General features: G+C 35.2%; 22 protein-coding genes and 1 other RNA gene. 8 read left to right on the forward strand and 15 right to left on the reverse strand.

Annotated elements, in window-relative coordinates:
* Nucleotides 1–4 precede the first annotated feature (4 nt).
* Complete coding sequence (ppc, locus tag LRP83_RS12330; protein ID WP_230496995.1) at nt 5–2767, reverse strand: phosphoenolpyruvate carboxylase; 2763 nt, start codon at nt 2765–2767, stop codon at nt 5–7.
* Between the two features lie 41 nt (nt 2768–2808).
* Nucleotides 2809–3438, reverse strand: a complete 630-nt coding sequence (locus LRP83_RS12335; RefSeq protein WP_230496996.1) for an NUDIX hydrolase — start codon at nt 3436–3438, stop codon at nt 2809–2811.
* 600 nt (nt 3439–4038) lie between these two features.
* On the opposite strand from LRP83_RS12335, the gene LRP83_RS12340 reads away from it, so the two are divergent.
* Nucleotides 4039–4764: a DUF3784 domain-containing protein gene (locus LRP83_RS12340; RefSeq protein ID WP_230496997.1), complete on the forward strand. Its 726-nt coding sequence runs from the start codon at nt 4039–4041 to the stop codon at nt 4762–4764.
* Between the two features lie 51 nt (nt 4765–4815).
* Here the strand turns inward: LRP83_RS12340 and LRP83_RS12345 are convergent, their stop codons facing one another.
* From LRP83_RS12345 to LRP83_RS12355, 3 genes are all read right to left on the reverse strand, one after another.
* Nucleotides 4816–5190 carry a nucleotide excision repair endonuclease gene (locus LRP83_RS12345; protein WP_230496998.1) on the reverse strand — a complete coding sequence of 125 codons (375 nt, stop codon included), beginning with the start codon at nt 5188–5190 and terminating at the stop codon, nt 4816–4818.
* Nucleotides 5191–5277: 87 nt separating this feature from the next.
* Nucleotides 5278–5808: a GNAT family N-acetyltransferase gene (locus tag LRP83_RS12350; protein WP_230496999.1), complete on the reverse strand. Its 531-nt coding sequence runs from the start codon at nt 5806–5808 to the stop codon at nt 5278–5280.
* Between the two features lie 22 nt (nt 5809–5830).
* Nucleotides 5831–6625: a nucleotidyltransferase domain-containing protein gene (locus LRP83_RS12355; protein ID WP_230497000.1), complete on the reverse strand. Its 795-nt coding sequence runs from the start codon at nt 6623–6625 to the stop codon at nt 5831–5833.
* Between the two features lie 117 nt (nt 6626–6742).
* Here LRP83_RS12355 and LRP83_RS12360 point away from each other — a divergent pair, with 117 nt between their 5' ends.
* Entirely contained in the window at nt 6743–7084 is a 342-nt protein-coding gene (locus LRP83_RS12360) for a hypothetical protein (protein ID WP_230497001.1), read from the forward strand.
* A 53-nt stretch (nt 7085–7137) separates the two neighbouring features.
* Here LRP83_RS12360 and LRP83_RS23230 read toward each other — a convergent pair whose 3' ends face one another.
* From LRP83_RS23230 to LRP83_RS12375, 4 genes are all read right to left on the reverse strand, one after another.
* On the reverse strand, nt 7138–7473 hold the full coding sequence (locus LRP83_RS23230; RefSeq protein ID WP_354002343.1) for a CBO0543 family protein: 336 nt from the start codon (nt 7471–7473) through the stop codon (nt 7138–7140).
* Nucleotides 7439–7666 (reverse strand): hypothetical protein, encoded by a 228-nt coding sequence (locus LRP83_RS12365; protein ID WP_230497002.1) that lies wholly within the window; start codon nt 7664–7666, stop codon nt 7439–7441. Before LRP83_RS12365 ends, LRP83_RS23230 begins: the two co-directional genes overlap by 35 nt.
* A gap of 71 nt (nt 7667–7737) precedes the next feature.
* A complete protein-coding gene (locus LRP83_RS12370) occupies nt 7738–8526 on the reverse strand; it encodes a hypothetical protein (RefSeq protein ID WP_230497003.1) in 789 nt (262 codons plus the stop codon).
* A 104-nt stretch (nt 8527–8630) separates the two neighbouring features.
* Nucleotides 8631–9062 carry a YndM family protein gene (locus LRP83_RS12375; protein WP_230497004.1) on the reverse strand — a complete coding sequence of 144 codons (432 nt, stop codon included), beginning with the start codon at nt 9060–9062 and terminating at the stop codon, nt 8631–8633.
* 149 nt (nt 9063–9211) lie between these two features.
* Here LRP83_RS12375 and LRP83_RS12380 point away from each other — a divergent pair, with 149 nt between their 5' ends.
* Nucleotides 9212–11323 (forward strand): transglycosylase domain-containing protein, encoded by a 2112-nt coding sequence (locus tag LRP83_RS12380; protein WP_230497005.1) that lies wholly within the window; start codon nt 9212–9214, stop codon nt 11321–11323.
* 176 nt (nt 11324–11499) lie between these two features.
* On the forward strand, nt 11500–13134 hold the full coding sequence (locus LRP83_RS12385) for a PAS domain S-box protein (protein ID WP_230497006.1): 1635 nt from the start codon (nt 11500–11502) through the stop codon (nt 13132–13134).
* Nucleotides 13135–13181: 47 nt separating this feature from the next.
* Here the strand turns inward: LRP83_RS12385 and LRP83_RS12390 are convergent, their stop codons facing one another.
* Together LRP83_RS12390 and LRP83_RS12395 are read right to left on the reverse strand one after the other, a co-directional pair.
* Nucleotides 13182–14897, reverse strand: coding sequence for an ABC transporter ATP-binding protein (locus tag LRP83_RS12390; protein ID WP_230497007.1), 1716 nt, complete (start codon nt 14895–14897; stop codon nt 13182–13184).
* Nucleotides 14898–15047: 150 nt separating this feature from the next.
* Nucleotides 15048–15512: a hypothetical protein gene (locus LRP83_RS12395; RefSeq protein ID WP_230497008.1), complete on the reverse strand. Its 465-nt coding sequence runs from the start codon at nt 15510–15512 to the stop codon at nt 15048–15050.
* A 172-nt stretch (nt 15513–15684) separates the two neighbouring features.
* On the opposite strand from LRP83_RS12395, the gene LRP83_RS12400 reads away from it, so the two are divergent.
* Nucleotides 15685–15837, forward strand: coding sequence for a YpzG family protein (locus tag LRP83_RS12400; protein WP_230497009.1), 153 nt, complete (start codon nt 15685–15687; stop codon nt 15835–15837).
* Between the two features lie 85 nt (nt 15838–15922).
* Here the strand turns inward: LRP83_RS12400 and LRP83_RS12405 are convergent, their stop codons facing one another.
* Together LRP83_RS12405 and helD are read right to left on the reverse strand one after the other, a co-directional pair.
* Nucleotides 15923–16189 (reverse strand): phage holin, encoded by a 267-nt coding sequence (locus LRP83_RS12405; protein ID WP_230497010.1) that lies wholly within the window; start codon nt 16187–16189, stop codon nt 15923–15925.
* A 100-nt stretch (nt 16190–16289) separates the two neighbouring features.
* Complete coding sequence (helD, locus tag LRP83_RS12410) at nt 16290–18602, reverse strand: RNA polymerase recycling motor HelD (protein WP_230497011.1); 2313 nt, start codon at nt 18600–18602, stop codon at nt 16290–16292.
* 333 nt (nt 18603–18935) lie between these two features.
* Between helD and ssrS the strand changes: the two genes are divergently transcribed.
* Nucleotides 18936–19134: non-coding RNA, 6S RNA (ssrS, locus tag LRP83_RS12415), on the forward strand.
* Between the two features lie 120 nt (nt 19135–19254).
* Nucleotides 19255–20361 (forward strand): putative glycoside hydrolase, encoded by a 1107-nt coding sequence (locus tag LRP83_RS12420; protein WP_230497012.1) that lies wholly within the window; start codon nt 19255–19257, stop codon nt 20359–20361.
* 62 nt (nt 20362–20423) lie between these two features.
* On the opposite strand, the gene LRP83_RS12425 is transcribed toward LRP83_RS12420, so the two are convergent.
* Together LRP83_RS12425 and LRP83_RS12430 are read right to left on the reverse strand one after the other, a co-directional pair.
* Nucleotides 20424–20705 (reverse strand): hypothetical protein, encoded by a 282-nt coding sequence (locus LRP83_RS12425; RefSeq protein WP_230497013.1) that lies wholly within the window; start codon nt 20703–20705, stop codon nt 20424–20426.
* A gap of 702 nt (nt 20706–21407) precedes the next feature.
* Nucleotides 21408–23195 (reverse strand): S9 family peptidase, encoded by a 1788-nt coding sequence (locus tag LRP83_RS12430; RefSeq protein WP_230497014.1) that lies wholly within the window; start codon nt 23193–23195, stop codon nt 21408–21410.
* Nucleotides 23196–23404: 209 nt separating this feature from the next.
* Between LRP83_RS12430 and LRP83_RS12435 the strand changes: the two genes are divergently transcribed.
* Nucleotides 23405–24148, forward strand: a complete 744-nt coding sequence (locus tag LRP83_RS12435; RefSeq protein WP_230497015.1) for a CBS domain-containing protein — start codon at nt 23405–23407, stop codon at nt 24146–24148.
* Nucleotides 24149–24243 lie beyond the last annotated feature (95 nt).

Here is a 24243-nt window from a genome sequence, read left to right on the forward strand (position 1 = left end):
TATATCACCCTGTGTTACGCAATCCCGCTGCTATTCCACTTATCGTCAATAATACTTGGGTTAATAATTCATCATCAGGTTCAGCCGTTTTTCTTAGCTCTTTAATAAGCTCGACTTGAATAAAATTTAGTGGATCGACATATGGATTTCGACGGAAAACGGAATCCTTTATGTTCGGTGTCTGATTTAACAGTTCGCTATCACCCGTGATCAAGAGAAGAATCTCTTTTGTTCGATTATATTCTTCAGTGATATTGGTAAAAACCCTTTCTGCTATTTCTTTATCATTCACCATCGCAGCATACTCTTTTGCCGTTGTAAGATCCGCTTTCATGAGAGCCATTTGTAAATTATCGATGGTTGATCGAAAAAATGGCCAATGCTCATACATTTCTTTTAGTACTTCCCTCTGCTCATTTCCCTTTGATGCATAGCTTTCAAGACCTGAACCCGCAGCATACCATGCAGGGAACAGCTGTCGACTTTGCGTCCAGGCAAACACCCATGGTATAGCTCTTAAATTTTCAAACTTTGCACTGTTTTTTCGACTCATGGGTCTAGAGCCAATATTCAATTCACCAAGCTCTTTTAATGGTGTTGCTTGGGTAAAGTAAGTTAAAAAATCCGGATCCTTAAAGACAAGAGATTGATATTTGCTTAAAGAGACCTCTGATATTTCCTCAATAGCTTGAACCCAGCTAGATTTACGAATATACCCTTGCTCCGACTCCTTTAAAACATGTGCAGAAGCCTTTAACAAGGTAGAAGTAGCTTGTTCTAAACTTCTAAAAGCAATATCCTCGAGTAAATAACGTGAAGAAAGGACTTCCCCTTGCTCGGTAATTTTCACTCCAGCACCTAATGTTTCAGCTGGTTGGGATAATAAACTTCTTTGTAAAGTTCCTCCACCCCGCCCTAATGAACCACCACGGCCATGGAAGAATTTGAGGCTTATCTTATAACGTTTTGCCATTTCCGTTATTTCCATCTGTGCTTTATATAGCTTCCAATTTGCCGTTAATGTTCCTCCGTCCTTACTTCCGTCAGAATAACCAAGCATAATTTCCTGTTGGTCACCTAACATTTGTACATGATTCCGATACATTGGCATTTGGAATAATGCTTCCATTATTTTAGGACCTGCAATTAAATCGTCTATCGTTTCAAGTAATGGTGCAACATTTAAATCCGTTTCCACTTTCCCGTCTGAGTGCAATCGGTAAACACCTGCTTCTTTTGCAAGCACAAGCACTTCTAGCAAGTCACTTGCCGATTGAGTCATACTTACTAGGTATACATTTATCGACCGTTTTCCAAAAACAGAGTGGGCTCTTTTAATTAATTTAAACACTTGAATCATTTCTTCTGTTTCTCTTGTGTAATTTTCATGTACCAGAAGTAGTGGTCTTGGGTCTTTAAGGATATTTTGTAATAGCTGGAGTTTCTCCTCTTCTGAGAGGCCAGAATAGTTGTTTGTTACACCAACTTTGGCAAATATTTCTGTAATAGCTGCCTCATGTTCTCCACTATGATTACGAATATCAAGTGTAGCTAGGTGAAAACCGAAAAGTTGTGCCTGTCGAATTAATTTTTGAAGCATTTTTAGCTCATGGTTAGTTGGATGATGTTGATAGACACTTCGTTGAATCAATAATAAGTCTTCTATTAATTCCTCTGATGACAGGTAACCAATGTCAGATTTCCCTACCTGTTTCACTCGTTCAATTATGATTGCCAGCTTCCTTCGGTAACTTTCTACCTCAACTGGCCATCTTTGATCTTCTGTTAAGTATTTCGACTCCTCTTCTTTTAATGTATCGAGAAGCTCCCTACCTACTTCAGCCCTTGTCGTTGAATGACTGAATCGCTTCATCAATTCTACAAGCACATGTTTATATTTTTTTAATACGAGTCTTCGTTGCCTTTCAAGAGTGTCCCAAGTTACCTCAGGAGTTACATTTGGATTTCCATCCCTGTCGCCACCAATCCATGAACCAAAACGAAGGAAATTAGGAATCTTCCAAGCTAGCTCAGGGTAATGTACCTTTAAAGAATCCTCAACTTCGTGATGGATATCTGGAAGAACGTCAAATAAGGTTTGATCAAAATAATACAAGCCATTTTTTACTTCATCCATTACGGTTGGTTTCGTATGCCTTAACTCATCCGTTTGCCAAAGGACCGTAACCTCATTAAATAGACTTTCCTCCAGCTTCTGTCTTTCCTTTTTAGACAAATCTGAATAATCGAGGCTCTTTAACAAATCTGCTATTCTTTTCTGAATTTCTAAAATAGAGCGTTTTGTTGCCTCTGTTGGATGTGCCGTTATCACAAGCTCTAAAGAAAGGGTATTTAAAACATTTTGGATTATATCTGCACTTATTTGATTGTCTTTTAGTGATAGAATAGCTGCTTCGATGGAACCAGGTTGAACGTTCATATCCGATTTCAACTGATATTCACGACGACGACGAATACGGTGATTCTGCTCTGCCGCATTAATTAAATGGAAATAGACTGAGAATGCCCGTATAACTTGCTCCCGAATAGGTGGTGTTAAATTAGAAATCACCTTTTTAAGTGATTCGTATGTAGCTTGATTATTTTCTGTTCGTAAATTTTTACACATTTCTCGGATTTTCTCGACTTTGTCCAGCAGTTCTATTCCGCCATGATGGACAAGTATTTCTCCAAGAATATTTCCGAGCATTTTCACATCTTTTCGTAGAGGCAAACTACTATCGTAGGTTTTCTGTTCAGCTGTCATTCTTTCACCTTCTTATCTGTTTTTAGTATTCCAAAAATAGGCTATTTTTGCTCATCCTTACGGAGAATCTCAATAAAATGGGCTAAAATTCTTGCTGTAAGTCCCCAAATGACCCTAGACTCGTAGAGGTAAAAATATTCATCAAGATGTCTTGTTCGCCAATTATATTCCTTCCCACCTATTAAAAGGTCGTATGGAAAATTCTCCTCTGGCTCTGCTTTAAAGTTAATTTCATAAATTTTCGGATCATTTTTCATAAAATAAGAAAGAGGGACAGTAAAAACCTCTTCTACCTCAGAAATATTAGGAGTAATTTTTTCTGGATTTGCAATGAAACCAACATAAGGATAAATAATCATTCCAAATGGGGAAAACAAATAATTCAATGGTGAAACATTGAAAATATCATTATTTTTGATCCCTAGTTCTTCAGTCGTTTCCCTAATCGCAGCACTTTTTTCATCCATATCCTGTAAGTCTATTCTTCCACCTGGAAAACAAATTTCTCCTGGTTGTCTTCGTAATTTTAACGAACGCACTTCAAAGAGAACATGGATATCATTCCCCTTTTTTACGAGCGGTAACAGAACAGCATACTTAGAAAAATTTTCACTTCCTAGAAAGGTTGGAGAATGACTTTTTAATTTTGCCAAGACGAAATCGATATCCATTACTGTACCCCTCTTTCTTTATTAAACAACTGAGGATTTTTCCCTTTAATCCTTTTAAGTACTTCGACTTTTTCCTACTAAAGCATTTTATTCTTTCTATAGTAACAAGAATCCCATACAGATTGCGAATATTTCTGTTCAATTTATCAAAATAATATTGAACCCAACAAGAAGGGTGTCCTTAAATTCCAGGACACCCTTTTGTTATAAATTTATATCTTGAACCAACCGGATTTGCTGACGTTTAACCTCTTTACGAAATATTGTAAATAAAACTAAATTGATAAATGTCAAAAACAACATAAGGAATGTCAGCTGGTATGCTTGTGCCTCAAAGGACAAGTACACATTTATTAAGCAATAAACCGCTACCGTTAAGTAAAGGTACATAAGGAATTTGCCCATAAATTTTTTCCTCCGATAACAATGATATTATTCATATTATACAGTCTATTTTTCAGAATTAACAGATTTTATTCACAGAAGGTTCATATTTTGACATAATGCAGATCAAAGGACCTGCATTTTGGAAAACCAAAGTATAATAGTAAATAAGTGGTGGTTAATTTTTCTAGTTCATTTATTTTGGGGGACAAATTTATGGTGATTCTAATTGCTATCCAGGTGTTTATCACTCTACTCTTTTTTATTTTCGGTTGGGCCATCCTTAAAAAAGAAGCCTATGGGATTATATCAGGATTTGCTACAAGACCGAAGGAAGAACAAAAGCAACTAATCGAAAACGGATTTCCTCAAAAAACAGGGAGATTGTTTATCTTCACTGGGCTTGGAATGTTGATTCTTTTACCTTTAAGCTTTACCTCTTTCATATATGCAGTGGAGGTACAATTTGGCTTCATGTTAGTCTTTTTACTTGGAGGGATCATCTATTTATCCAAATACGAATTACCTCACAAACGCAAACGCAGTTATATGATTAGTATCAGTTTGTTTGTTGTTGTTATGAGTTCGCTAGGCTATTTATCATTCCTTGGTTATCAGGACTATAAATTAGTAATGAAAGAAGACAGCTTTGAAATTACGGGGATGTATGGTGATGAATGGAAGTTCAAAGATATTAATAAACTTGAGGTATTAGAAAAAGTGCCAGAGGTTACTGTTAAGCAAAACGGATTTGGCACAGCATCCATGGCTAAAGGGGTATTCTCTGTTAAGGGTTATGGTAGCAGTTTGCTATTTATTAAGCACGGAGCTTCTTTGGAGATTCTTTATATTGAAGCTGGAAATACGAAAATCTTCATCAATGGCAAAGATATAACCGAAACAAGAGGTTGGTTTGAGCAGTTACAAAAGTATGCTGAGTAAATTTTACTCAACAAAAAACCATGTTTCGTGAAACATGGTTTTTTGTTGAATTTACTTGTAAAACACCTTGTCGATATTGTATTTCGCTTCCAACGTGTTTATGATGTATGTTTCATAGATTTCTCTTTCCATTGGATCTTCAATTTCACAGACCGTTATCTTATGTACTTCATCTCTATATTTCCTGATTGGCGATAAATTGTCTTCAAAGTTTTTTTTGATTCTTTGTCTTAATTTTCTAGCCTTACCAACATACAATAGCTGCTCATTTATATTATAGAACATGAAAATTCCGCCTTTATCTCTCGGAATGTTTCGATAATCAGTAAACCCATAAACGCTGCTTAAATCGCCTTCACTTTCTTCCCCTACTGTATTACTTTTTGTAATAACCACATCTGGTGTAGGTATCTCTATCTTAATCATTAAACGTCACTTCCTATTTTCAGTTAAATATGAATTGGTTCACTATGTTTTTTGACCAATCTATAAGTAACCTATCATAAAAATAGCTTAATAAGCAAATTTGTCATTTATTTCAGTTACGGTTTTATTCTTCCAATCGTTACGCAGTATGGCATAACCAACAGAATCATATAATTGCCCTTCTTGCGGCCAAGCTTTTCGGTGATACGCTTCTTTAACAAATCCACTATTATAGAAAGTTTTTCTCATCGCATAATTATCCCATCTCGTATGACCCTCTATTCGAATGATATCGTCGAAATTAGAAAAAACATGATTGGTAAGCCATTTTAATGCTGGAACTCCTTTCCCCTTTCCCCTGTAGTCATGTTTCAATCGAATATCAAAAAGACAGGTTGGATCCTCTAAATCAAAAAGTCTAATCATTCCTATTTTCACATTGTTATTTGTTATCCAAAAGGTTTGATTCCCATTTTCCGTATAGAACCCCTTCTGATAAGAGGCTCTAACAGATTCTTCAGTTGGATTAGGTTGGCCGTGAAATGGCCAAGTGTCTTTTGTTAAAAAACTTACTAAATCATCAATCATATGTTTTTGAAATTCGATAAATGAAAGCATGTGATCCCCCTCCTTATCTCCTTTAATTCCAAACTTCGTCTAATGTCTCTCTAAAAATCCGATTTAAACGCTCTGTCGGATCTTGAATATCATTTTTAATACTTTTAGCGTATTCTTCAAGTCTAATAATTTCACCATTAAGAAATAAATTAATTTGATCGATTCTTGGCTCTAGATTCAGCTCTTCACCAGCTATTTTTCGTCTTAGTAACTCATGGATAAGCTTTTTCAAGTCACCTTCAGGAATAATATCTTCCACTAGACTTTGAAATTGAATGGGTGGGATTGTATTATATTTTTCAATCCATTTTGCCGCTAATATCGGGCGAAGAACATAGAAGTATTTCTTAATTTTCACATCCTGGCCTTGTAAATAATCGCGATAATTACCCTTTGCCATGTTGAGATAGTGATAGATACAAGAATTTGGGGCAAAAATATTTGTGGCTAATTCACTCATTTTTTCAGTTGTAGAATAGGCTTGGTAATAGACAATACTAGATTTCAACCACTCTAAAAGTGGCGGATTCGATTTACGGAAAAGTTTTAATGCTTTCGATAACTCCCATCCACTTACATCTAATAGTTCATGTATAGGGATAGAAATTGGATCATTTTTAGGTATTTCGATAACATCGCGCCTTTGATCTATTGATAAATACCAATTCTTTTTATGTACATAGATAAACCTAACATCATAATCACTATCTTTAGAAGGAAATCCCCAAGCCCGACTTCCGGATTCACATGCATAGAGAATTTTAACATCATAATCGATTTCAATCTGTTTAATAATTTCAATTATATGCTCCCTCATATAGTAGAACACCTCACTTTTTAATCTATTCATACCTTACAATTGATGGTTCATTTTTTAGAATGGCATAAAGATTTTTAGTTAAACTAATAATAGTACATTTTGGGAGGATTTTCTATGAAGAAAAAAACGGTAATGATACGACCTCGCTTTTATACTGAAAGTCCCTATGCTAGAGAACTAATAAATGACTTGGAAGATGATTCATATGGATTAGTTTTTAACGAGTTTTTACATGAAATGGGGGCCATGCTCGAGGTTGATATCATTTATAATCAGCAAAATAAGACACAGTGGATCCACGCGGATAATAGACATATGCAAATTGTGTTAAGTAAAATGGACAATACTGGGGATCTTCTTGAATTTATTCCTAAGACGATAGAAGGAGAACAACTTATTTCAAAAATGGCTGAAGAGATTATTAAAATAAATGGTGAGTATTTAGATATAATTTAAAGAAAAAAAGGATAGAAACTTGAATTATCTATCCTTTTTCTTAGATTACGTACTCACCTAAAAACAGATGTAGGAACATTAAAGATGTTCCACAACAGAATAATAAACCCAAATGAAAGCACCCATGATATCAGTGGTCTAGTAAAATGAATTCTTAAAATGATAAAAGTTACCAAATTAAAAAAAAGCGACCACCACAAATTCCATCCATTGTAATGCTTAATAAGGTTAGCATTTAAATCAATCATTTCATTAACGCCATATAAAATCACCCAAAACAACACATATACCAGTTGCTTCCACTTATTTCGATTTGGAAATCTTGAAAGGTAAATTAATATTGTAGCAGGATATTTAATGGCCATTATCGGATAATGAAATATGGGCATTTGTTATCCCTACATCTTTATCATAGCCTTGTGGATTATATCTCCACATTGGGAATTGATCTGATAACAAATACAAATAGATAAAATCGCCTACAATAAAAAAGAGGATGGTTGGATAATACTTTTCCCAATTCCTCCAATCACCCCATTTAAACAAAATACCTAACCATACTAAAGCGTATATGGCGTTCATAAGAACTGCACCTACTCACCATTCGAATAAAATGTAATATATTTACATTTTATCCAAAGTTGAGTTTTTTATTATTCATTATAATCATCAAACCAAGGATACCCATGTTCATCGTATTCTTCTTCAGTAATTGGACTTGACGGTGGAATCTCCCCAGTGATTTTTTCAAACATTTTACTGTTAGCAAAATAAATATTTATTTCAATTCGACTATCTAGATCCCATGTATCGATTCCATACTGATCTGGATAGATATCTTGTTTCAACCTTGTCCCCTCGACATTATTATCCATAATCAAACAATCAGAAAATTTGCTGTAATTAATCTCCTCATCATCCTCTGATATTAGCCCAGGTTTTGCAGAATATATGACAAAATTCACACCATCAAATTGGTTTGTCGTTGATAGCTGTTCTTTTACTGTATAGTTATAACCAATTGGCTTAACAATAAATTGCCGTAAGTATCCATCTTCTGCATTGAAACCATCTAGCCAAGGTTGGCTTGGTGCAACAATATAGTTCTGTTCTTCCCCATCTAAAGTATTACTAATGCCCTTACCTGTAATGGCGTTAATCATCCCTGTATTTACAATCAAAGCATTCATTGACCCTGAGAAATTCAACCACATCGCTTCACTTTGGTACATTGGGATAAAATAACCTCTCTTGCCCCGCCACTCTTCAGGGACTGTTTCAACAAAATCAGATATTTTATATAATGGAAATGCACCTAGACTTGGCGGGAGTGGATATACTTTACCATCATCCGGAATTTTAAGTGTTCTTTCAAAACTAATTTGTAAACCACCGTCCGTAATTAAATGGTTTTCCTGGATTCTTGTTTCTGTCTGTTCCATCACTTTGACCTCTTCTCATTTATGTAAATCTTCATAAACCCTATTATCTAACATTTTTGAAAATAAAAAAAGAGGTGTTTGGAAAAGTCCAAACACCTCTACAATCAACGTTTTACCCTAGGGTCTCGCTCTTCTCCCATTTCCATTCCGTAAGCCATTTTCGGGTTGAAGCCTGCTTTTTGTTGCACAGTCACATCCGTATTTTTTAATAAGATACGATGGACAATGACTTCAGCACCTGTAATGAGGAATGCAGATAAAAGACTTCCCCAGCCAATTTGAACATAACTTTCTAATAGAACACTTCCAAATATCCAAACCATTGTATAATTGAGGAAAAAATCAATTGCCAGCGCATTCGAATTGCCAAGCCTCGGTAAAATGATTCTATCTCCAATTGCATAAGAAACAATCGTGACCAGCAAGCTAAATGAAATGATATCCACTATTGTTGCATCAAAAAATAAATCAAGTCCAACCGCAAAGGCGATTAAACATGTTATAAATTTTAGTAGCAAAATCGATATATGCCTCATCACAAAACCTCCTTTGCTAATAGTTTGAGAATATATTTAAAAACCATACATACCGGCTTTATCTCCTCTTTTGCTTAAACATAGCCATTTGGTAACTAAATGCCTTATAATAATAAATATTTAAAAAGCGATGAAAGTAAGGCGATAATATGGAACGATTGCACCCTTTGAAGGAAGCAGTTGTACGTTTTTGGAAAAAGAAACACCTCACACAATATATGTTATTAGTGTTATTAACCTTTTTCTTACTCGTCCTCCTTTACTTTGTATGGACCGCTAGCAGGGTTAATGTTAAATCTCTAAAAGAAGGCCTAAGCCAGCCTACCGTTATTTATGATCAAGATGGCGACATTGCTAGTAATGTTCTTACCAACCGGACAAAAGGTGTAGTTGTAGGCAAGCTTCCAAAACATGTGGGAGATGCGGTTGTCGCAATTGAGGATGAACGTTTTTATGAACACCATGGTTTCGATGTTAAAGGAATTACACGGTCTTTCTTTAATAATTTTTTAGCCGGAAGTATAACAGGTGGTGGTAGTACAATCACGCAGCAACTAACAAAAAATGCACTCCTTTCACCTGAAAAAACATACAAACGAAAAATTGAAGAATTATTTTTAGCAGTAAAAATTGAAAAGGTTTATGAAAAAGATGAAATCTTACAAATGTATTTGAATCAAGTTTATTTTGGAAGTAGTTCATGGGGAATCGGGCAGGCTGCAAGGAAATATTTCAATAAAGATATTGATGACGTATCCATTAGTGAAGCGGCAACACTGGCTGCCCTCCTTCAAGCACCAAGTGCACTTGACCCTTACAAACATTATGACCGTGCACTTAAACGACGGAATATTGTTTTAGGAAAGATGTTAGAACACGGAATGATATCTAATGAAGAACACAAACTAGCGATTGACGAAAAAATCAATCTAGAAGACGGCGGAGGAAGCTTTATTGAACGAAAGTATCCTTATTATGTAGATGCGGTTCTCGATGAAGCAATCAATGAGTTTGGGTTAACTCAAGAGGAAATTTTAACTAGAGGATATCGAATTCATACCGAAATGGATCAGAATTTGCAATCTGTTCTCGAGAAAATTTATCAACGTGATGCTAATTTTCCAAAAGGAAAATCAGGCGCTATCGTTCAAAGTGGTGCGGTTTTACTAGACCCAGCTACCGGAGGAGTTCTCGGTCTCATCGGAGGAAGAGGCGAGACAGTGTTTCGTGGTTTTAATCGAGCCACACATCTTAAAGTTCAACCCGGGTCAACACTAAAACCACTTGTGGTTTACACCCCTGCCCTTGAAGAAGGTTATACTCCAACTTCCATGCTAATTGACGAACCTATAACATTCGGTGAGTATAAACCAGAGAATGCTTCAAAGAAATATCTAGGCGAAACAACTATGTATGAGGCAATCGAAAAATCGTTAAATGTACCGACAGTTTGGCTGTTAAATCAAATAGGTTTAAAAAAAGGAACGGATGCACTCAAGCGTTTCGGAATTCCAGTTGAAAAAGAAGATGAAAACTTGGCGATCGCATTAGGTGGAATGCATCATGGGATATCTCCACTACAATTAGCAGAAGCTTTTTCAACATTCCCTAACGATGGTAAGCGAAATGATGGCCACCTAATCACCAAAATTGTTGGACCTACGGGTGATGTCATCGCTGAGCGAAGTGTTAAATCAGTTAAGGTTACATCTAAAGCGGTTGCCAATGATATGACCTCGATGCTGTTGAATGTAGTTGAATCCGGAACGGGGAAAGGTACAAAAATTTCAGGTATGCAAATTGCTGGGAAAACTGGGACAACACAGCTTCCGTTTTCAGATATAAACGGTGCAAAGGATCAATGGTTTGTCGGTTACACACCTACTATTGTCGGAGCAATATGGCTAGGATATGACAAAACTGACCGTAAACATTATTTATCAAATAGTAGTTCTGAAAATGTTGTTCCCATCTTTCGAGCAATTATGGAAGGGGCAAAACCATATATTGCATCAGAAAAATTTGAAGTTGAATCGATAAACGATAGATTAAAAGAAGACGGTGAACTTGAGGAAGCCAAGCTGGCCCTCGAAGAACGAGTAGAAAAGTTTAAAAAAGAAATAGAAGAAAACACCAAGAGTATGGAAGAGAAAATTAAAGAGGAATCCCCTAAATGGAAGGAATCCTTTGATAAAAGTATGTATAAAATCGGAAAAACGATTGATGGATTGCTTCAGAAGATAAAGAAAATTGGCGAATAAGTGAAATCTGACCCTTAATTTTGTTTCAGAACAGGATTAAGGGGTCAGATTTTTTTCACTTCCATAAATCCTTATTATTAGGTTCCCTTCTATTCCATAAACGTATAAAATCATGTACTATTGTCTATGTGTATTTTTCTTTGAATATAATCTCCAATAGACAGGAGGTAAAATAAATGAAGAAAAAAAGACTTTTAGTCTTTTATTTCATCGTGAGCATTGTGTGGATTTATGGTTCAAATTTTTTATTAAATGAACTTGTCTCTACTCAATACATTTCACAACTAGAAAGACTTAAAGAGATACTTTATGTACTTGTTACTGGTTTCTTCTTTTATTTTTTCATTAGTAAAACTGTGGAATTAAATGTGTCGAAAGAAGATGAAAAACGCCTATCCACCCTTATCAATTCGATGGTTGATTTTGTGAATTTTAAGGATGGTGAAGGAAGATGGATTGAAGCAAATGAATTTGGGTTAAAATTATTTCAAATTGATCATGTCGATTACAGAGGAAAAAAAGACTCTGAATTAGCTGATTATAGTCCCTTCTATGCAGAAGCTCTTCGTTTTTGTGAAATATCTGATGAGGATGCTTGGAAAAACCGAAAAATAACACGAATAGAAGAGCGCTTGGCATTACCAAATGGGACAATCAAAACCTTCGATACAATTAAGGTGCCCCTATTTAACCCTGACGGTAGCCGCAAAGGATTAGTCATCATTGGTAGAGATATCACAGAAAGAATAGAAATTGAAAAACTGCTCGAAGAAAGTAGACAACAGTACAAGTCATTATTTGAATACAGTCCAGACATCGTTTATATGCTGGACTTAGAGGGATATATCACAAACGTAAATGCACAATTCACAGTCATTACAGGGTATTCGCATAAAGAAATAATAAGAAAACATTTTACATATGTTTTACCGAATCACTTCCACGCCTCTGCAATAGAGTATTTATCAAAAGTCAAAACGAGCAAAATACCTGAAATGTTTGAACTTGAGATTGAACATAAAGATGGTCAGCATATTACTCTTCAATGTAACTCACTTCCGATTATCGTCGATGGGAAAATGACGGGGTTTATTGGCTATGGTAAAGATGTTACATCCTTAAGGCTAGCCGAGGAGCGATTAAGACGAACTGAAAAACTATCTGTAGTTGGTGAATTGTCAGCAAGTGTCGCACATGAAATTCGAAATCCACTCACTTCATTAAAAGGATTTGTCCAAATTTTACAAGTAGAAGATCCGAAGCATCAATTTTATTATCAAATCATGCATGATGAATTGAATCGGATTAATCATATTGTTAGCGAACTTCTATTATTAGCAAAACCCCAGCAAATGAAATTTACACACGCGAACATAAACAAATTATTTCAAGATGTACTTTCATTACTAAGAACAGAAGCAAACTTGAATGATATTCAAATTGACTTTTCATCCTCATTCCATGAACTCTGGATCGAATGTGAACCCAATCAATTGAAGCAATTATTTATCAATATTATCAAAAATGCGATGGAATCCTCTTACAAAGATGGAGTTGTTTCGATCTTTTTAGAAGAGTTAGAAAATGAATTTGTTTCCGTAAAAGTAATGGATAAAGGCTGTGGAATATCGAAGGAACTGTTAGAAAAAATAGGTGAACCTTTCTATTCTTCAAAAGAAAAAGGGACAGGCTTAGGACTTACAGTAAGTTTTAAGATTGTTCAATCTCACAATGGTTCTATCCAATTTGAGAGTGAACAAGACGTAGGAACAACAGTTACAATTAATTTACCAAAACAACAACCAAAATAAGGTTACTTCATAAAGAAAGAACGCTTGTTGATCAAGCGTTCTTTCTTTTACCTTTGATACTGAACTCTATGAAGGTTAGCAAATATACCTCCTAGCTCAATTAGTTCATCATGCCCACCCTCTTCAGCTATACCATCCTCGGTGACGACTACAATTCGATCTGCGTTTCGAATGGTTGCTAATCGATGGGCAATTACAAGCGTAGTACGGTTCTTGGCTAGTTCTGTTAACGCAGCTTGAATAATTGATTCTGTTTCCGTGTCTAACGCTGAAGTAGCTTCATCTAATATTAAAATGGGAGGATTCTTTAAAAACATTCTTGCAATCGCAAGCCGTTGTTTTTGTCCCCCTGATAACTTAAGTCCACGTTCCCCTATCTGGGTCTCAAAGCCATCTGGTAAAGACAAAATGAAATCCTCTAGATGTGCTCGACGTGCTGCCTCCCTTATTTGCTCTTCCGATGCATCTAACATTCCATACGCAATATTTTCTCGTAATGTCCCGGTGAATAAGAATACATCCTGTTGCACAATTCCTATTTGAGAACGGAGTGATTTTCTTGTCATTTGTCTAATATCAAATCCGTCAATAGTAATACTACCTTCAATCACATCGTAGAAACGGGGTATCAAAGAACAAATGGTTGTTTTACCTGCCCCAGACGGTCCAACAAACGCAACCGTTTCTCCTGCTGGAATATGTAAGTCAATTTCTTTTAAAACTGGTTTTTTGTCATCATAACTGAAGCTAACCTGATTAAACACAATATTCCCTTTTAGTGATGAAACTTCTATAGCATCTACAACATCCTTAACATCCGGCTCTGTGTCTATTAGTTCAGTAAAACGTTTAAATCCTGCCATTCCCTTAGGATAAAGCTCCATAAGTGCACTAATTTTATCAATAGGTTTGAAAAGAACATTTACATATAAGATAAAACCAACAAGTTCACCGTAAGACATTTGGCCTGTAAAGCTTAACCATGCACCGTAAACTAAAACGACCAAAATCATCATTCTCGTCATCATAAATATTCCTGCTAAGCTAAATGACATTACTTTATAAGCACCTAGCTTCGCTTTGCGAAAAGTACGGTTATTTTTTCTAAATCTCGCAATCTCAAACTCCTCGTTTGTAAAGGACTGTACAACCCGAATTCCAGAAACACTGTCTTCTACACGAGCATTAATATCAGCAACATTACTATACATTCTGTCCCAAGCCTTGTTCATTTTAAAATTACACACTGTTATTAACCAGACCAAAAATGGCACGATAATAATCGTTACCAACGCCAACTTGACATTAATAGTTAACATAATCCAAAAAGCACCGACGAAGGTCATAATCGAGATAAACAAATCTTCAGGACCATGGTGTGCTAATTCCCCAAGATCAAAGAGGTCAGTTGTAATCCGACTCATAATATGTCCTGTTTTCGTATTATCGAAAAAGCGGAAGGATTGCTTTTGAACATGCTGAAATAACTGCTGCCTCATATCGGTCTCAATATTTATTCCTAGCTTATGCCCCCAATAATTCACCACAAATTGCAAAAGCATACTAAGAATAAAGACAAGTAGCAATCCTACACTAACTGAAACAATCATAGACCAGTTTCCAGTCGGTAATAGTGAATCTATGAACCAGGATACAGCTAAAGGGAAAGCTAACTCTAAAACGGCTACTACTACCGCACAACTAAAGTCAAGCATAAAGAGTTTTTTATGAGGAAGATAATATGAAAAAAAACGTCGAATCATAGATGTTCTCCTTTAATGTTAAATATACTTGGATTATAGGCTTCTGCGGAGAATATTTCAAGAGTTCTGAATTTTTCAACCAACTATAAATTTTTTCGAAATAATAAAAACCATGGTCAGATTATATAAATAAAATGACCATGGTTTTATTTAGCAAATTTCAATTTCAATCCATCTGTCTATTTCACCGAACACCTTTTTCTCATGATAATGGGGTTTATACCTATGGAAAAAGCGCAAGCGTAACTCTTCAAAGCCTTCCAACTCATCAATTGTTTTTTCAATTCTCTCTATCTCTATCGGAGTAGCTAATATATTTGATTTCTTTACTGTTAAGGGGATTTTCATGGCTCCTAACTGAAGCGATTCCTTAGGGATTCCAGTCCTTACCAACCTCTTTAGCTTGCGATTTACTTCCCAAAGTGAAACCCCATCGACAACTTGAAAGGTATGTATAGTTTGATTCAATACTTCCTTTTTCTCTTCCTTCATTTTCTTAATATAAAGGATTTTTTTATTTTTTTCGTTTTCTAAAAACTCAAATAAAGTGACATCTTCTAATTTAGTCTTAATTTTTTTTATTACTTTAATTTCTTGCATTTTTGAAAGTAACATCCTGTTGTCCCTCCTCTACCACCTATATATATACGAGGCAACCTCGATATTTATAAGGGTACAAAACTAAAAATGTATTTTTTCACCGCTTTTATCAAATACTTTAAGGGATATTCCTGTAATATCAATCGTTTACAGATTATCCAATCCTATTGATGAGGTGATTCGACTTATGAGTTATCAAGATCATTTAGATCCACATTCTCAGCAGTTTCACCATAATTGGACAAGACCTAAGCGTTCAAAGTCACAGGTTAATGGAAATACGCAACCTTCGATACAAAACATTATTCTGAGAAGTAATGCTAAGGCTCACAGATGGTAAAGGATATCTGAAACGAGAAAAAAGAAGACCTTTTTCGGGGTCTTCTTTTTTTATGTTCATTATTATAGGATTGCGAATCTAAATATTAATTTGGCTCTGTATACCCTTTAGCTCGTTCACTATCCCCTACCCCTTTAGTTGTTGGGTCTTGGACAACTCCAAGCAAGGATAACAAGACGAATACAGCATTGGCGATATTAAGAACTTCTTGTTTGATCTGATCAGTTAATTGAAAATCAATTACACCTAGAGTGTGTAACGCAACTAAAAGAACTTCAACCAAAATTAAAATTTGGGAAACGAAAGCCATCACCCAGGCTTTATTTTTAAAACGAACCTTCCAGTTAATCATTTTGAAACCTCCTAATATAAGTACTAAGATATCTTAGTACTAACATATGTTGAAGAGTCAAAATGGTTGTCCGCACCTGTCCTCTATATTTAAAAATATTTTATATTATCTCGAAGGCGTCCTCTGGAATCAATTTCAAAAGCGGACTTCGAGTTTCTATAGAAAACAGATGTAATTCATGCATGGCTCTGGTGCATGCCGTATAAAACAGTTTTCTTTCCTCATCTCTAGCATATTGAGAGGTATCAAAAATGATGACGGCATCAAATTCAATCCCTTTTGCTAAGTAAGCTGGGATAATTAAAGTTCCTTCTTCGTACGCCAATGTACCTTTTTCTATTAAACGTACTGTCATTTCATTTTTTAAGCTATCATAAGCCATCTTACTTTCTTTAGCTGTTTTACAAATAATCGCAATCGTTTTATACCCGTTCTCTTGAAGTGATTGGACTTTAATTATAAGATTCTTCTCTAATTCCCAAAAATCATTAATTACTTTTAATGTAGGCTTTTTTCCCGGACGATTAAACGCTTCTATTTTCTCTCCGTTATCAATAAGACCTCTGGTGAATTCAACTATTGGCTTTGTCGAACGATATGTTTTCGTTAATATAATCGTCTCTGTTTCATTCTCACTCGACACCGTGCCTTCAAGGACCGTTTCCGAATTAGTTACACCTGAATATATTGCCTGGTTAATGTCTCCCAGCAACGTCATTTTACTAAAAGGAAAAAGTTGTTGAATAAATGAAAATTGAAATGGTGAATAATCTTGTGCTTCATCGATAAATACATGGCGAATCGCTGTATCGGAGTTTCTTCCCAAAATTAAATCCTGTAGATAAACAAATGGTGTCGCATCTTCATAGGTCATGTTCATGTCATTTAATGACTTCACAGAAAATTTACTAATTTCATTCCACTTCAGTGTGTTATTCTCCAACATAAATATTCTTTTATACATATCTAATAAGTTCACAAATCTTAGTTTTTTAACCGAGTTAAATAGGCGTTTAAAACGTTGTTTAACAACCATCTGAGCTAAGTAAGCTTCTTCACGGTCAAAATCATTAAAGGACTCTTTTGAGAAGCCATCTTTCTCTTCAATCGTATTAAAAGCCTCTAAGTAGTCTTCTTTATCTAAATATTGAATTTCTTCTTGCACCCAGTCTTCCGATTGTTCAAGTTTCATTGACTTTTTTAATTCTTTCATTAACCAGTTTCTCACTAATTCTATTTTATTTGGGATGGAGATGGCGGGATCTATATTGTAGAAATATTGATATATCTCTTCCTTAGTGACCAATATTTTACGACGAAACACTACATTTTGAAAAATCATCCCCTCCATTTTAAGATTTTCTCCATGCTGGTCAATAAGTTGTTTAAACTCCAAACTTGCTTTATACCGAATACTTTCCATCCTAGTCTCGTATTCTTCATCCTGCTGAGTAGTCAGTAAGTATTCCATTTGGTCATAGGCATCCTCAAGAAAACATTCTCGATGAATCCGACTGTTTAAATATTCTTGAAAAGTCGTTTGCTTCATATTTTCTTCACCAAGCTCAGGTAATACCGTTGCGACATAACTATTAAATAGAGTATTCGGTGAAAATAACATGATGTTCTCTGAATTTATTTTTCCTCGATAACGATAAAGCAAATAAGCTACACGTTGTAGTGCTGCCGAGGTTTTCCCACTGCCTGCCACACCTTGGACTACTAACAACTTTGCCTTTTCATTACGAATAATTTGATTTTGTTCTTTTTGTATGGTTGCTACAATACTTTTCATTTGTGTATCTGCTTGGTTGGCTAATACCTCTTGTAGCATTTCGTCACCGATTGTTACACCTGTATCAAACATCGCTTTTAGTTTTGCGTTTCTGATAATGTACTGCCGCTTTAGTTTGATTTCACCATTAAACTCACCACTCGGTGTTTCGTAATTGGCTGGTCCTGGCGAATAATCATAATACATACTTGATATAGGAGCTCTCCAGTCGTATATTAAAAAATTTTCATCCTTTTTATCCATAAGGGAAGCGATTCCGATGTATATTTTTTCAGTGATGTTTTCTCCATCTTCTAAGAAATCAATTCTCCCGAAATACGGAGAGTTTTTTAACCGATTTAATACATTTAATTGTTTGTCAATGATCCCACGCGTTCTTTCACGTTCTGAAAGCAATTGCGATTGTTGTTTTATACTATAATAAGTTTCGATAATATCATCAGGTTCATCCATATTGATGGTTACATCATTCCAAAACGTTGTTTTTATTTCCAAAACATCAGAAGAAATCTTATTATTTTTTTGTTTCAGTTTTACTTCTTTTTGATTTACCATTTGGACTAGTTCATTTATTAGTTTCTGTTCTTCTACCAATTCCTGTTCTTTAATATCACTCATTAAACCACTCCCCTGATAAAATAAGGTTAAATATTTGACTTTTTAATTCATATGTGATAATGTTAATATAGGATATTTATTATCTATAATAATAAATTTTTATAGTGACCATTTTTTATTTTACATTGTCTCTTCCTACATATCAAGCTTTTTTTCAAACAAGATTCCCCACCATCCACTGGTGGGGTTTTTAATTTATATTCACCTACTCTTGATTAGTATCTATTATATTTCCAATTATATGAGAAAAAAATGAAATAGATTCTCAATATTGGGTTATACACATCCAACAACTTCCATTGAATCCCTTAAATAAATCATGTAATATACAAGTATAAGCTGCATTGTACGTAACGATAATTAAGTTTTAACCTTTAAGCTGTAATAGGGAGTTTTTTTATCAAAGCGAAAATGACAAGCCTCTGTCTAGATGACATGGAGGACAAGCAGGAAGCTTTTTGCGAACACCCACTTTGAGGAGTGGTGGTTTAAAACTTTCTTATCACATAAATACGGCAAAGGCGGCAATTAAATACGACACTTAACCAGTTTCCAATCGGGAACTGGTTTTTTATTTATATATTTTCCGAGTAGAATAAATAAACTCATTACGGCGAACGATAATACAAAAATAAGCACGAGGAGTGTTCATATGAAAAAGGTTTCAATCCTAATGTCGTTACTGGTATCTGGTTTTTTCTTATTCCCCCTAAACCAGCTATTAGCAGTTAATCAGCCTCAGCCTATTCAAAAGTATGAACCTATTAGGGGGATTTATGTTACGGCGTCTAATACAAAAGAACCTCAGTTTTCTAGGTTATTAAATTTAGTAAAGAATACTGATTTAAATGCTATGGTCATAGATATTAAGGACGATCATGGTCATTTAACCTTTCTACCTCCCAAAAGCTCACCTTACCATTCAGTTAGCCATCCTTACATAAAGGATCCAAGTTCTCTCATGAGTACTTTAAACGCAAACCAAGTTTATCCCATCGCGAGGATAGTTGTTTTCAAAGATAACGTATTACCCAAAACTAAACCGAATTTGTCATTCAAGACAAATAAAGGACTTTGGAAGAACAACAAGGGCGATTCTTTTACAAATCCATACTTAAAAGAGGTTTGGGATCATAATGTAGGGATTGCTATCGAAGCTGCTAAAATTGGATTTAAAGAAATCCAATTTGATTATGTAAGATTTCCAGAAAAGTTTGAGACCTTTGGGAATAAACTTACCTATAGTATGGGGAATTTTCAAGCTACAAAAGATGGTCGAGAACGAGTAAATGCTGTAACAGAATTCGTTAAATATGCTAGTGAAAAATTAAAGCCCTATAATGTGAAGGTTTCAGTCGATACTTTTGGGAATGCGACCGTCATTCCTGAAGCTAAAGGAATTGGTCAAAACTTTTCGAGAATTGCTCAGCATGTAGACGTGATTTCCGCAATGATTTACCCTAGTCATTGGACTACTATATTTGGTATTCAAAAACCAGATTTACAACCCTACCTTCTTGTAAAAGAGTATGCAAAGGTTGAAAATAATCGTCTACAAAAACTGGCAGACCCACCAACTTCCCGACCTTGGCTTCAAGACTTCAGTGCCACGTGGCTTGGAGCCGGTAACTATAAGGTATATGGAAAAAAAGAGATTGAAGATCAAATCCGCGCCTTACATTCGCAAGGAATAAATGAATTTTTACTCTGGAATGCTGGTAACAAATATACAGCAAACGTTGATTATACACCGTATTAATTCCCAATAGGACAACATCAATTTGGATGTTGTCCTGTATTTAATGTTTAAAAGTCACTTGGTTATGACAAGTTATTCTTTTTCATTATTGTTATTTCACGTTGTAAGGAGTCGATTTGGTTTTGCATTTTAGTTAATAGCTGTTCTTGATCCTGTTTCTCCTGATTAGTTTTTTTTTCTTCCTCGATGCCTTCTTCAATTAATATACCAGCAGATACTGTTGCTAACATGTCTCCTATCATCGAAATCACAGTCGCAACAAAAGCCAATCTTTCGCCAAAGGTTGGTCTTCTATTTTCAGTATTTTCCTCCTGTTTACTAAATAAATTACCACTTAACGGCAATCCAAACCCCCCTCAAATGCAAAATCCTTTTTGTATAATATGATATTTGCCCAATTTTGGTCAATGAATGATAGTTGTTGCTAATCAAAAATATATAAAAAAGCCACTGACATAGGTCAGCAGCCTAACATTTACTTTATTTTGCTACAGCATCTTTAGCGAACGCCGTAATAGTACGGGTAACTCCATCTGGACCTTTAACATTTCAGGATAGTTCATTTCCTTTAAATGTTGTTTCAAATGCATTAACTTGTAAACCTACTTTAAAATTCTCTTTCTTGGCAGTTTCGTTTTTTAATACATTACCAGTAAATGTGCTTCCCAATGCATTTACTGCAACAAAATTTTGATTGTGCTAGCCCCAAACAGCTGTAAATGTCCCATTTCCATTATTTATTACTTTATTAACAGTTGGTAGCAGTGCAGTATATTTTGGTGAATTAATAGAAGTAGTCTTCATTTATAGTCAATATCTTAATGAACTCTTAATAAATTGTTCATATTTTGTTCATGTTTAGTTGCTAAAATAAAAATAGGTTAAAGGCAAGCCTTTTTGCATATCCCCCTTTTTTAGATATCCGGCATTTTGCCGGGTATCTTTTGCCATTCTACCATTACCGCATTGAACTTTATCAAAAAAATCGAATTAACAACAAATAAAAAAAGCTTACAGTGAGTTTCCCCCTGCAAGCTTTTCATTTATTAAATAAATCGGTCAAAAAATTCTAAAACAGCCCGGTAAACCTTCATCTCGTTTTCTTTCTTCGAAAATCCGTGTCCTTCATCATCTAGAACAATATATTCAACGTTACCATCATTATTTTGAAGTGCTTCTACAATTTTATCAGATTCAGCCTTTACTACACGAGGGTCCATCGCCCCTTGAATAACCAGCATAGGTTTTACCATTCCATTTAGATAAGTAATTGGCGAGTACTCGATTAGCTTCTCACGGTCTTTAACCGGATCTCCTACCCATTGGTTCATAATAGGCTTCCAATGCTCTGGAACAGATTCAATAAAGGAGAATAAATCACTCGGTCCAAAGATATCTACAACAGCTTTGAAATACTCGGCATGACGTCCATGAAGAAGTAAAGCCATGTAACCTCCATAACTTCCACCCATTAGAAGGATTTTGTCCCGGTCTGCAAAGCCATTATTAATTAGAAATTCAAGTCCTGCCACATTATCTAGACGCGGACCATAACCCCAATCACCTTCAATCATTTTGGTAAACTTCAATCCATAGCCTGTTGAACCACGGAAGTTTGGTGCAAAAATGCTATATCCTCTATTCACCAAAAATTGGAACAAGGAACGGAACTGTTTTCTTTCTGCTGCTTGAGGACCACCGTGTGGCCAAAGAATGACATGACCATTACTAGTTTCTTCTTTAGCTTTAAAAAATAATGACTCAATTTCCAGACCATCATATGATGCATAAGATAACACTTCAGGTTCTACTAAATCCTCTGTTGCTACTCCCGGCACACCATAATTGGTTAACGACTCCCAATTTGATTCATTTACCTCTTTTTTATAAATATTAAAAGGACGAGTAGCGGAACGAGAAAGAAGGTAAAGGTTTCCGCTTTCTGTAACCACTAATTTCTCCACGATACTTGCTGGCGTATCAATTGAAGTTAAATTACCGCTTTGTAAGTCAAATTGGTAAAGAAAATCCTCAACACCTTTGGATGTAACAAGGTAAAGTGCATTTCTCTCTTTATCAAATTTTATTTCAGTAAAGTCTTCGCCATCTTTTGAAAAAACTTTCGTGAATTCTTTTGAGTTCAAATTAAACTTAGCCAAATAGGACATATCATCCATGTAGTTGGTAATTAAATAAATTTCTTCCTCGGAAACAAAAATAGCTCCTGAAACGGTATGTTGAGGTTCTGTTTCAGGTGTAAGTAAAATCTCTTCACCATCACGTTTCACATAAGCAAGTGCGTAAGTATTTGCAAAATGCTTTACATATAAAAAGCTCTTTTCTTCCGGACTTGTTGTGACTAGGAAGGTTCCAGCAGAATCACCATCGACAACGACCACTTCTTCTTCAGTTTCTAGGTTATAGCAATAAGCCTTCAAATATGTTGGGTCATCTTTTGAAGAGGTATAATATAAGCGATTTCCATCTTTTGATAGGAATGGACCCATATGACGATGGCCTTCTTGTACCCTAAGCGGCTTTAATTCTCCACCTTTTGGAGGAATTGCATAAAGCTGTGCATTTTCATCCCCATCTTTATCAAAACCTACAACAACATAACGTCCTTGTTTATCAAAAGCGATTCCGTGACTACTTTGATCTATAAAGGTTAAAGGGTAAGGAAAAGTGTTTGGTAAATCCATTGCCCACAAATTAAATTTTCCACTTAAGTTCGTGCTAAAAATAAGCTGTGATTCGTCGTGATTGACTGAAAAATCTTGAATCGCATATGTACGGAAAAACTGTTCAACATCTGGCTTTTTGAATGTTATCATACTATAACCTCATTTCAATTGGATTCTCTAATATGTATTCTAGGAAAATGGTTCTAATTCCTGCTGGATTATTTCGAATATTGAAATTGAATAAGTGGAAACAAATAGTGTTGAGCCCTTCCATTACTCCATATTGGATAAATAATGAGTTTACTATATCTACAATATGTTAATATAGAAATACAATATTTAAGGAGGAACTTCTCAAAATGAATTCGATTGAACAAAACGGGGAAAAGGTTGCACGGTTTGAGGCGGCCTTTAATCGGATCCATGAAAAATTGAAGGAGCTTGTAAAGGAAACGCACGAGCATGCTGCTTATAGCGATGTTTTATACGGAGCTCGGAAATTGCACAATGTTGTCCGATATAATTATGAAAACTTAAAACAATTTGGCTATCTACGCAATGCCATAGTTCATAAGAAGATTCGTGAAGATTTCTATATCGCTGAACCACATGATAAGGTTGTTGAAGAAATTGAACGAATAAGTGGTATTTTGCTCCAACCACCACTTGCCCTTTCAGTGGCATCTCAACCAGTTAAATCCTATAGTCCACAAACATCACTTATTGAAATATTAAGAATGATGGATGAAAAAGGGTATTCACAATTTCCTATTTATGCTGAAAATGCTTTCCAAGGTTTATTAACTGACGGAGGTATTGCGAAATGGTTATCCCGAAATTTGATCGGAAAATTAGCTAATCTTGAAGGCGTAACTGCCGCTGATTTAATACCATTAGAGAAAAATCATAGTGTTAAATTCTTATCTCGTAATAGTTCCATTTATGACTTGGAAGCCATTTTTGAAAAAAGCTTTGAAGAAAATAAAAAATTAAAAGCGATCCTCATTACAGAACATGGTTCCAGGAACCAGAAGCCTATTGGTATTGTTACAACTTGGGACCTCGTTAGAATTGACCATGCTACTTTTATTAGTTCAATATAACTTTGTTTACCTTTACAGTACTTATTAACTCTAACTCCAACTCCATTTAGTTACCACTATAGTTTAATAAACCTCAAAAAGATGATTGTGACTTT

The sequence above is a fragment of the Pseudoneobacillus rhizosphaerae genome, from assembly GCF_917563885.1.
Classification (GTDB): Bacteria; Bacillota; Bacilli; order Bacillales; family Cytobacillaceae; genus Pseudoneobacillus; species Pseudoneobacillus rhizosphaerae.

Excerpts from the sequence above, each read along its gene's own strand:
- ppc (WP_230496995.1), bottom strand. The coding sequence starts at position 2,767 with ATGACAGCTGAACAGAAAACCTACGATAGTAGTTTGCCTCTACGAAAA.
- LRP83_RS12335 (WP_230496996.1), bottom strand. The coding sequence starts at position 3,438 with ATGGATATCGATTTCGTCTTGGCAAAATTAAAAAGTCATTCTCCAACC.
- LRP83_RS12340 (WP_230496997.1), top strand. The coding sequence starts at position 4,039 with ATGGTGATTCTAATTGCTATCCAGGTGTTTATCACTCTACTCTTTTTT.
- LRP83_RS12345 (WP_230496998.1), bottom strand. The coding sequence starts at position 5,190 with ATGATTAAGATAGAGATACCTACACCAGATGTGGTTATTACAAAAAGT.
- LRP83_RS12350 (WP_230496999.1), bottom strand. The coding sequence starts at position 5,808 with ATGCTTTCATTTATCGAATTTCAAAAACATATGATTGATGATTTAGTA.
- LRP83_RS12355 (WP_230497000.1), bottom strand. The coding sequence starts at position 6,625 with ATGAGGGAGCATATAATTGAAATTATTAAACAGATTGAAATCGATTAT.
- LRP83_RS12360 (WP_230497001.1), top strand. The coding sequence starts at position 6,743 with ATGAAGAAAAAAACGGTAATGATACGACCTCGCTTTTATACTGAAAGT.
- LRP83_RS23230 (WP_354002343.1), bottom strand. The coding sequence starts at position 7,473 with ATGCCCATATTTCATTATCCGATAATGGCCATTAAATATCCTGCTACA.
- LRP83_RS12365 (WP_230497002.1), bottom strand. The coding sequence starts at position 7,666 with ATGAACGCCATATACGCTTTAGTATGGTTAGGTATTTTGTTTAAATGG.
- LRP83_RS12370 (WP_230497003.1), bottom strand. The coding sequence starts at position 8,526 with ATGGAACAGACAGAAACAAGAATCCAGGAAAACCATTTAATTACGGAC.
- LRP83_RS12375 (WP_230497004.1), bottom strand. The coding sequence starts at position 9,062 with ATGAGGCATATATCGATTTTGCTACTAAAATTTATAACATGTTTAATC.
- LRP83_RS12380 (WP_230497005.1), top strand. The coding sequence starts at position 9,212 with ATGGAACGATTGCACCCTTTGAAGGAAGCAGTTGTACGTTTTTGGAAA.
- LRP83_RS12385 (WP_230497006.1), top strand. The coding sequence starts at position 11,500 with ATGAAGAAAAAAAGACTTTTAGTCTTTTATTTCATCGTGAGCATTGTG.
- LRP83_RS12390 (WP_230497007.1), bottom strand. The coding sequence starts at position 14,897 with ATGATTCGACGTTTTTTTTCATATTATCTTCCTCATAAAAAACTCTTT.
- LRP83_RS12395 (WP_230497008.1), bottom strand. The coding sequence starts at position 15,512 with ATGTTACTTTCAAAAATGCAAGAAATTAAAGTAATAAAAAAAATTAAG.
- LRP83_RS12400 (WP_230497009.1), top strand. The coding sequence starts at position 15,685 with ATGAGTTATCAAGATCATTTAGATCCACATTCTCAGCAGTTTCACCAT.
- LRP83_RS12405 (WP_230497010.1), bottom strand. The coding sequence starts at position 16,189 with ATGATTAACTGGAAGGTTCGTTTTAAAAATAAAGCCTGGGTGATGGCT.
- helD (WP_230497011.1), bottom strand. The coding sequence starts at position 18,602 with ATGAGTGATATTAAAGAACAGGAATTGGTAGAAGAACAGAAACTAATA.
- LRP83_RS12420 (WP_230497012.1), top strand. The coding sequence starts at position 19,255 with ATGAAAAAGGTTTCAATCCTAATGTCGTTACTGGTATCTGGTTTTTTC.
- LRP83_RS12430 (WP_230497014.1), bottom strand. The coding sequence starts at position 23,195 with ATGATAACATTCAAAAAGCCAGATGTTGAACAGTTTTTCCGTACATAT.
- LRP83_RS12435 (WP_230497015.1), top strand. The coding sequence starts at position 23,405 with ATGAATTCGATTGAACAAAACGGGGAAAAGGTTGCACGGTTTGAGGCG.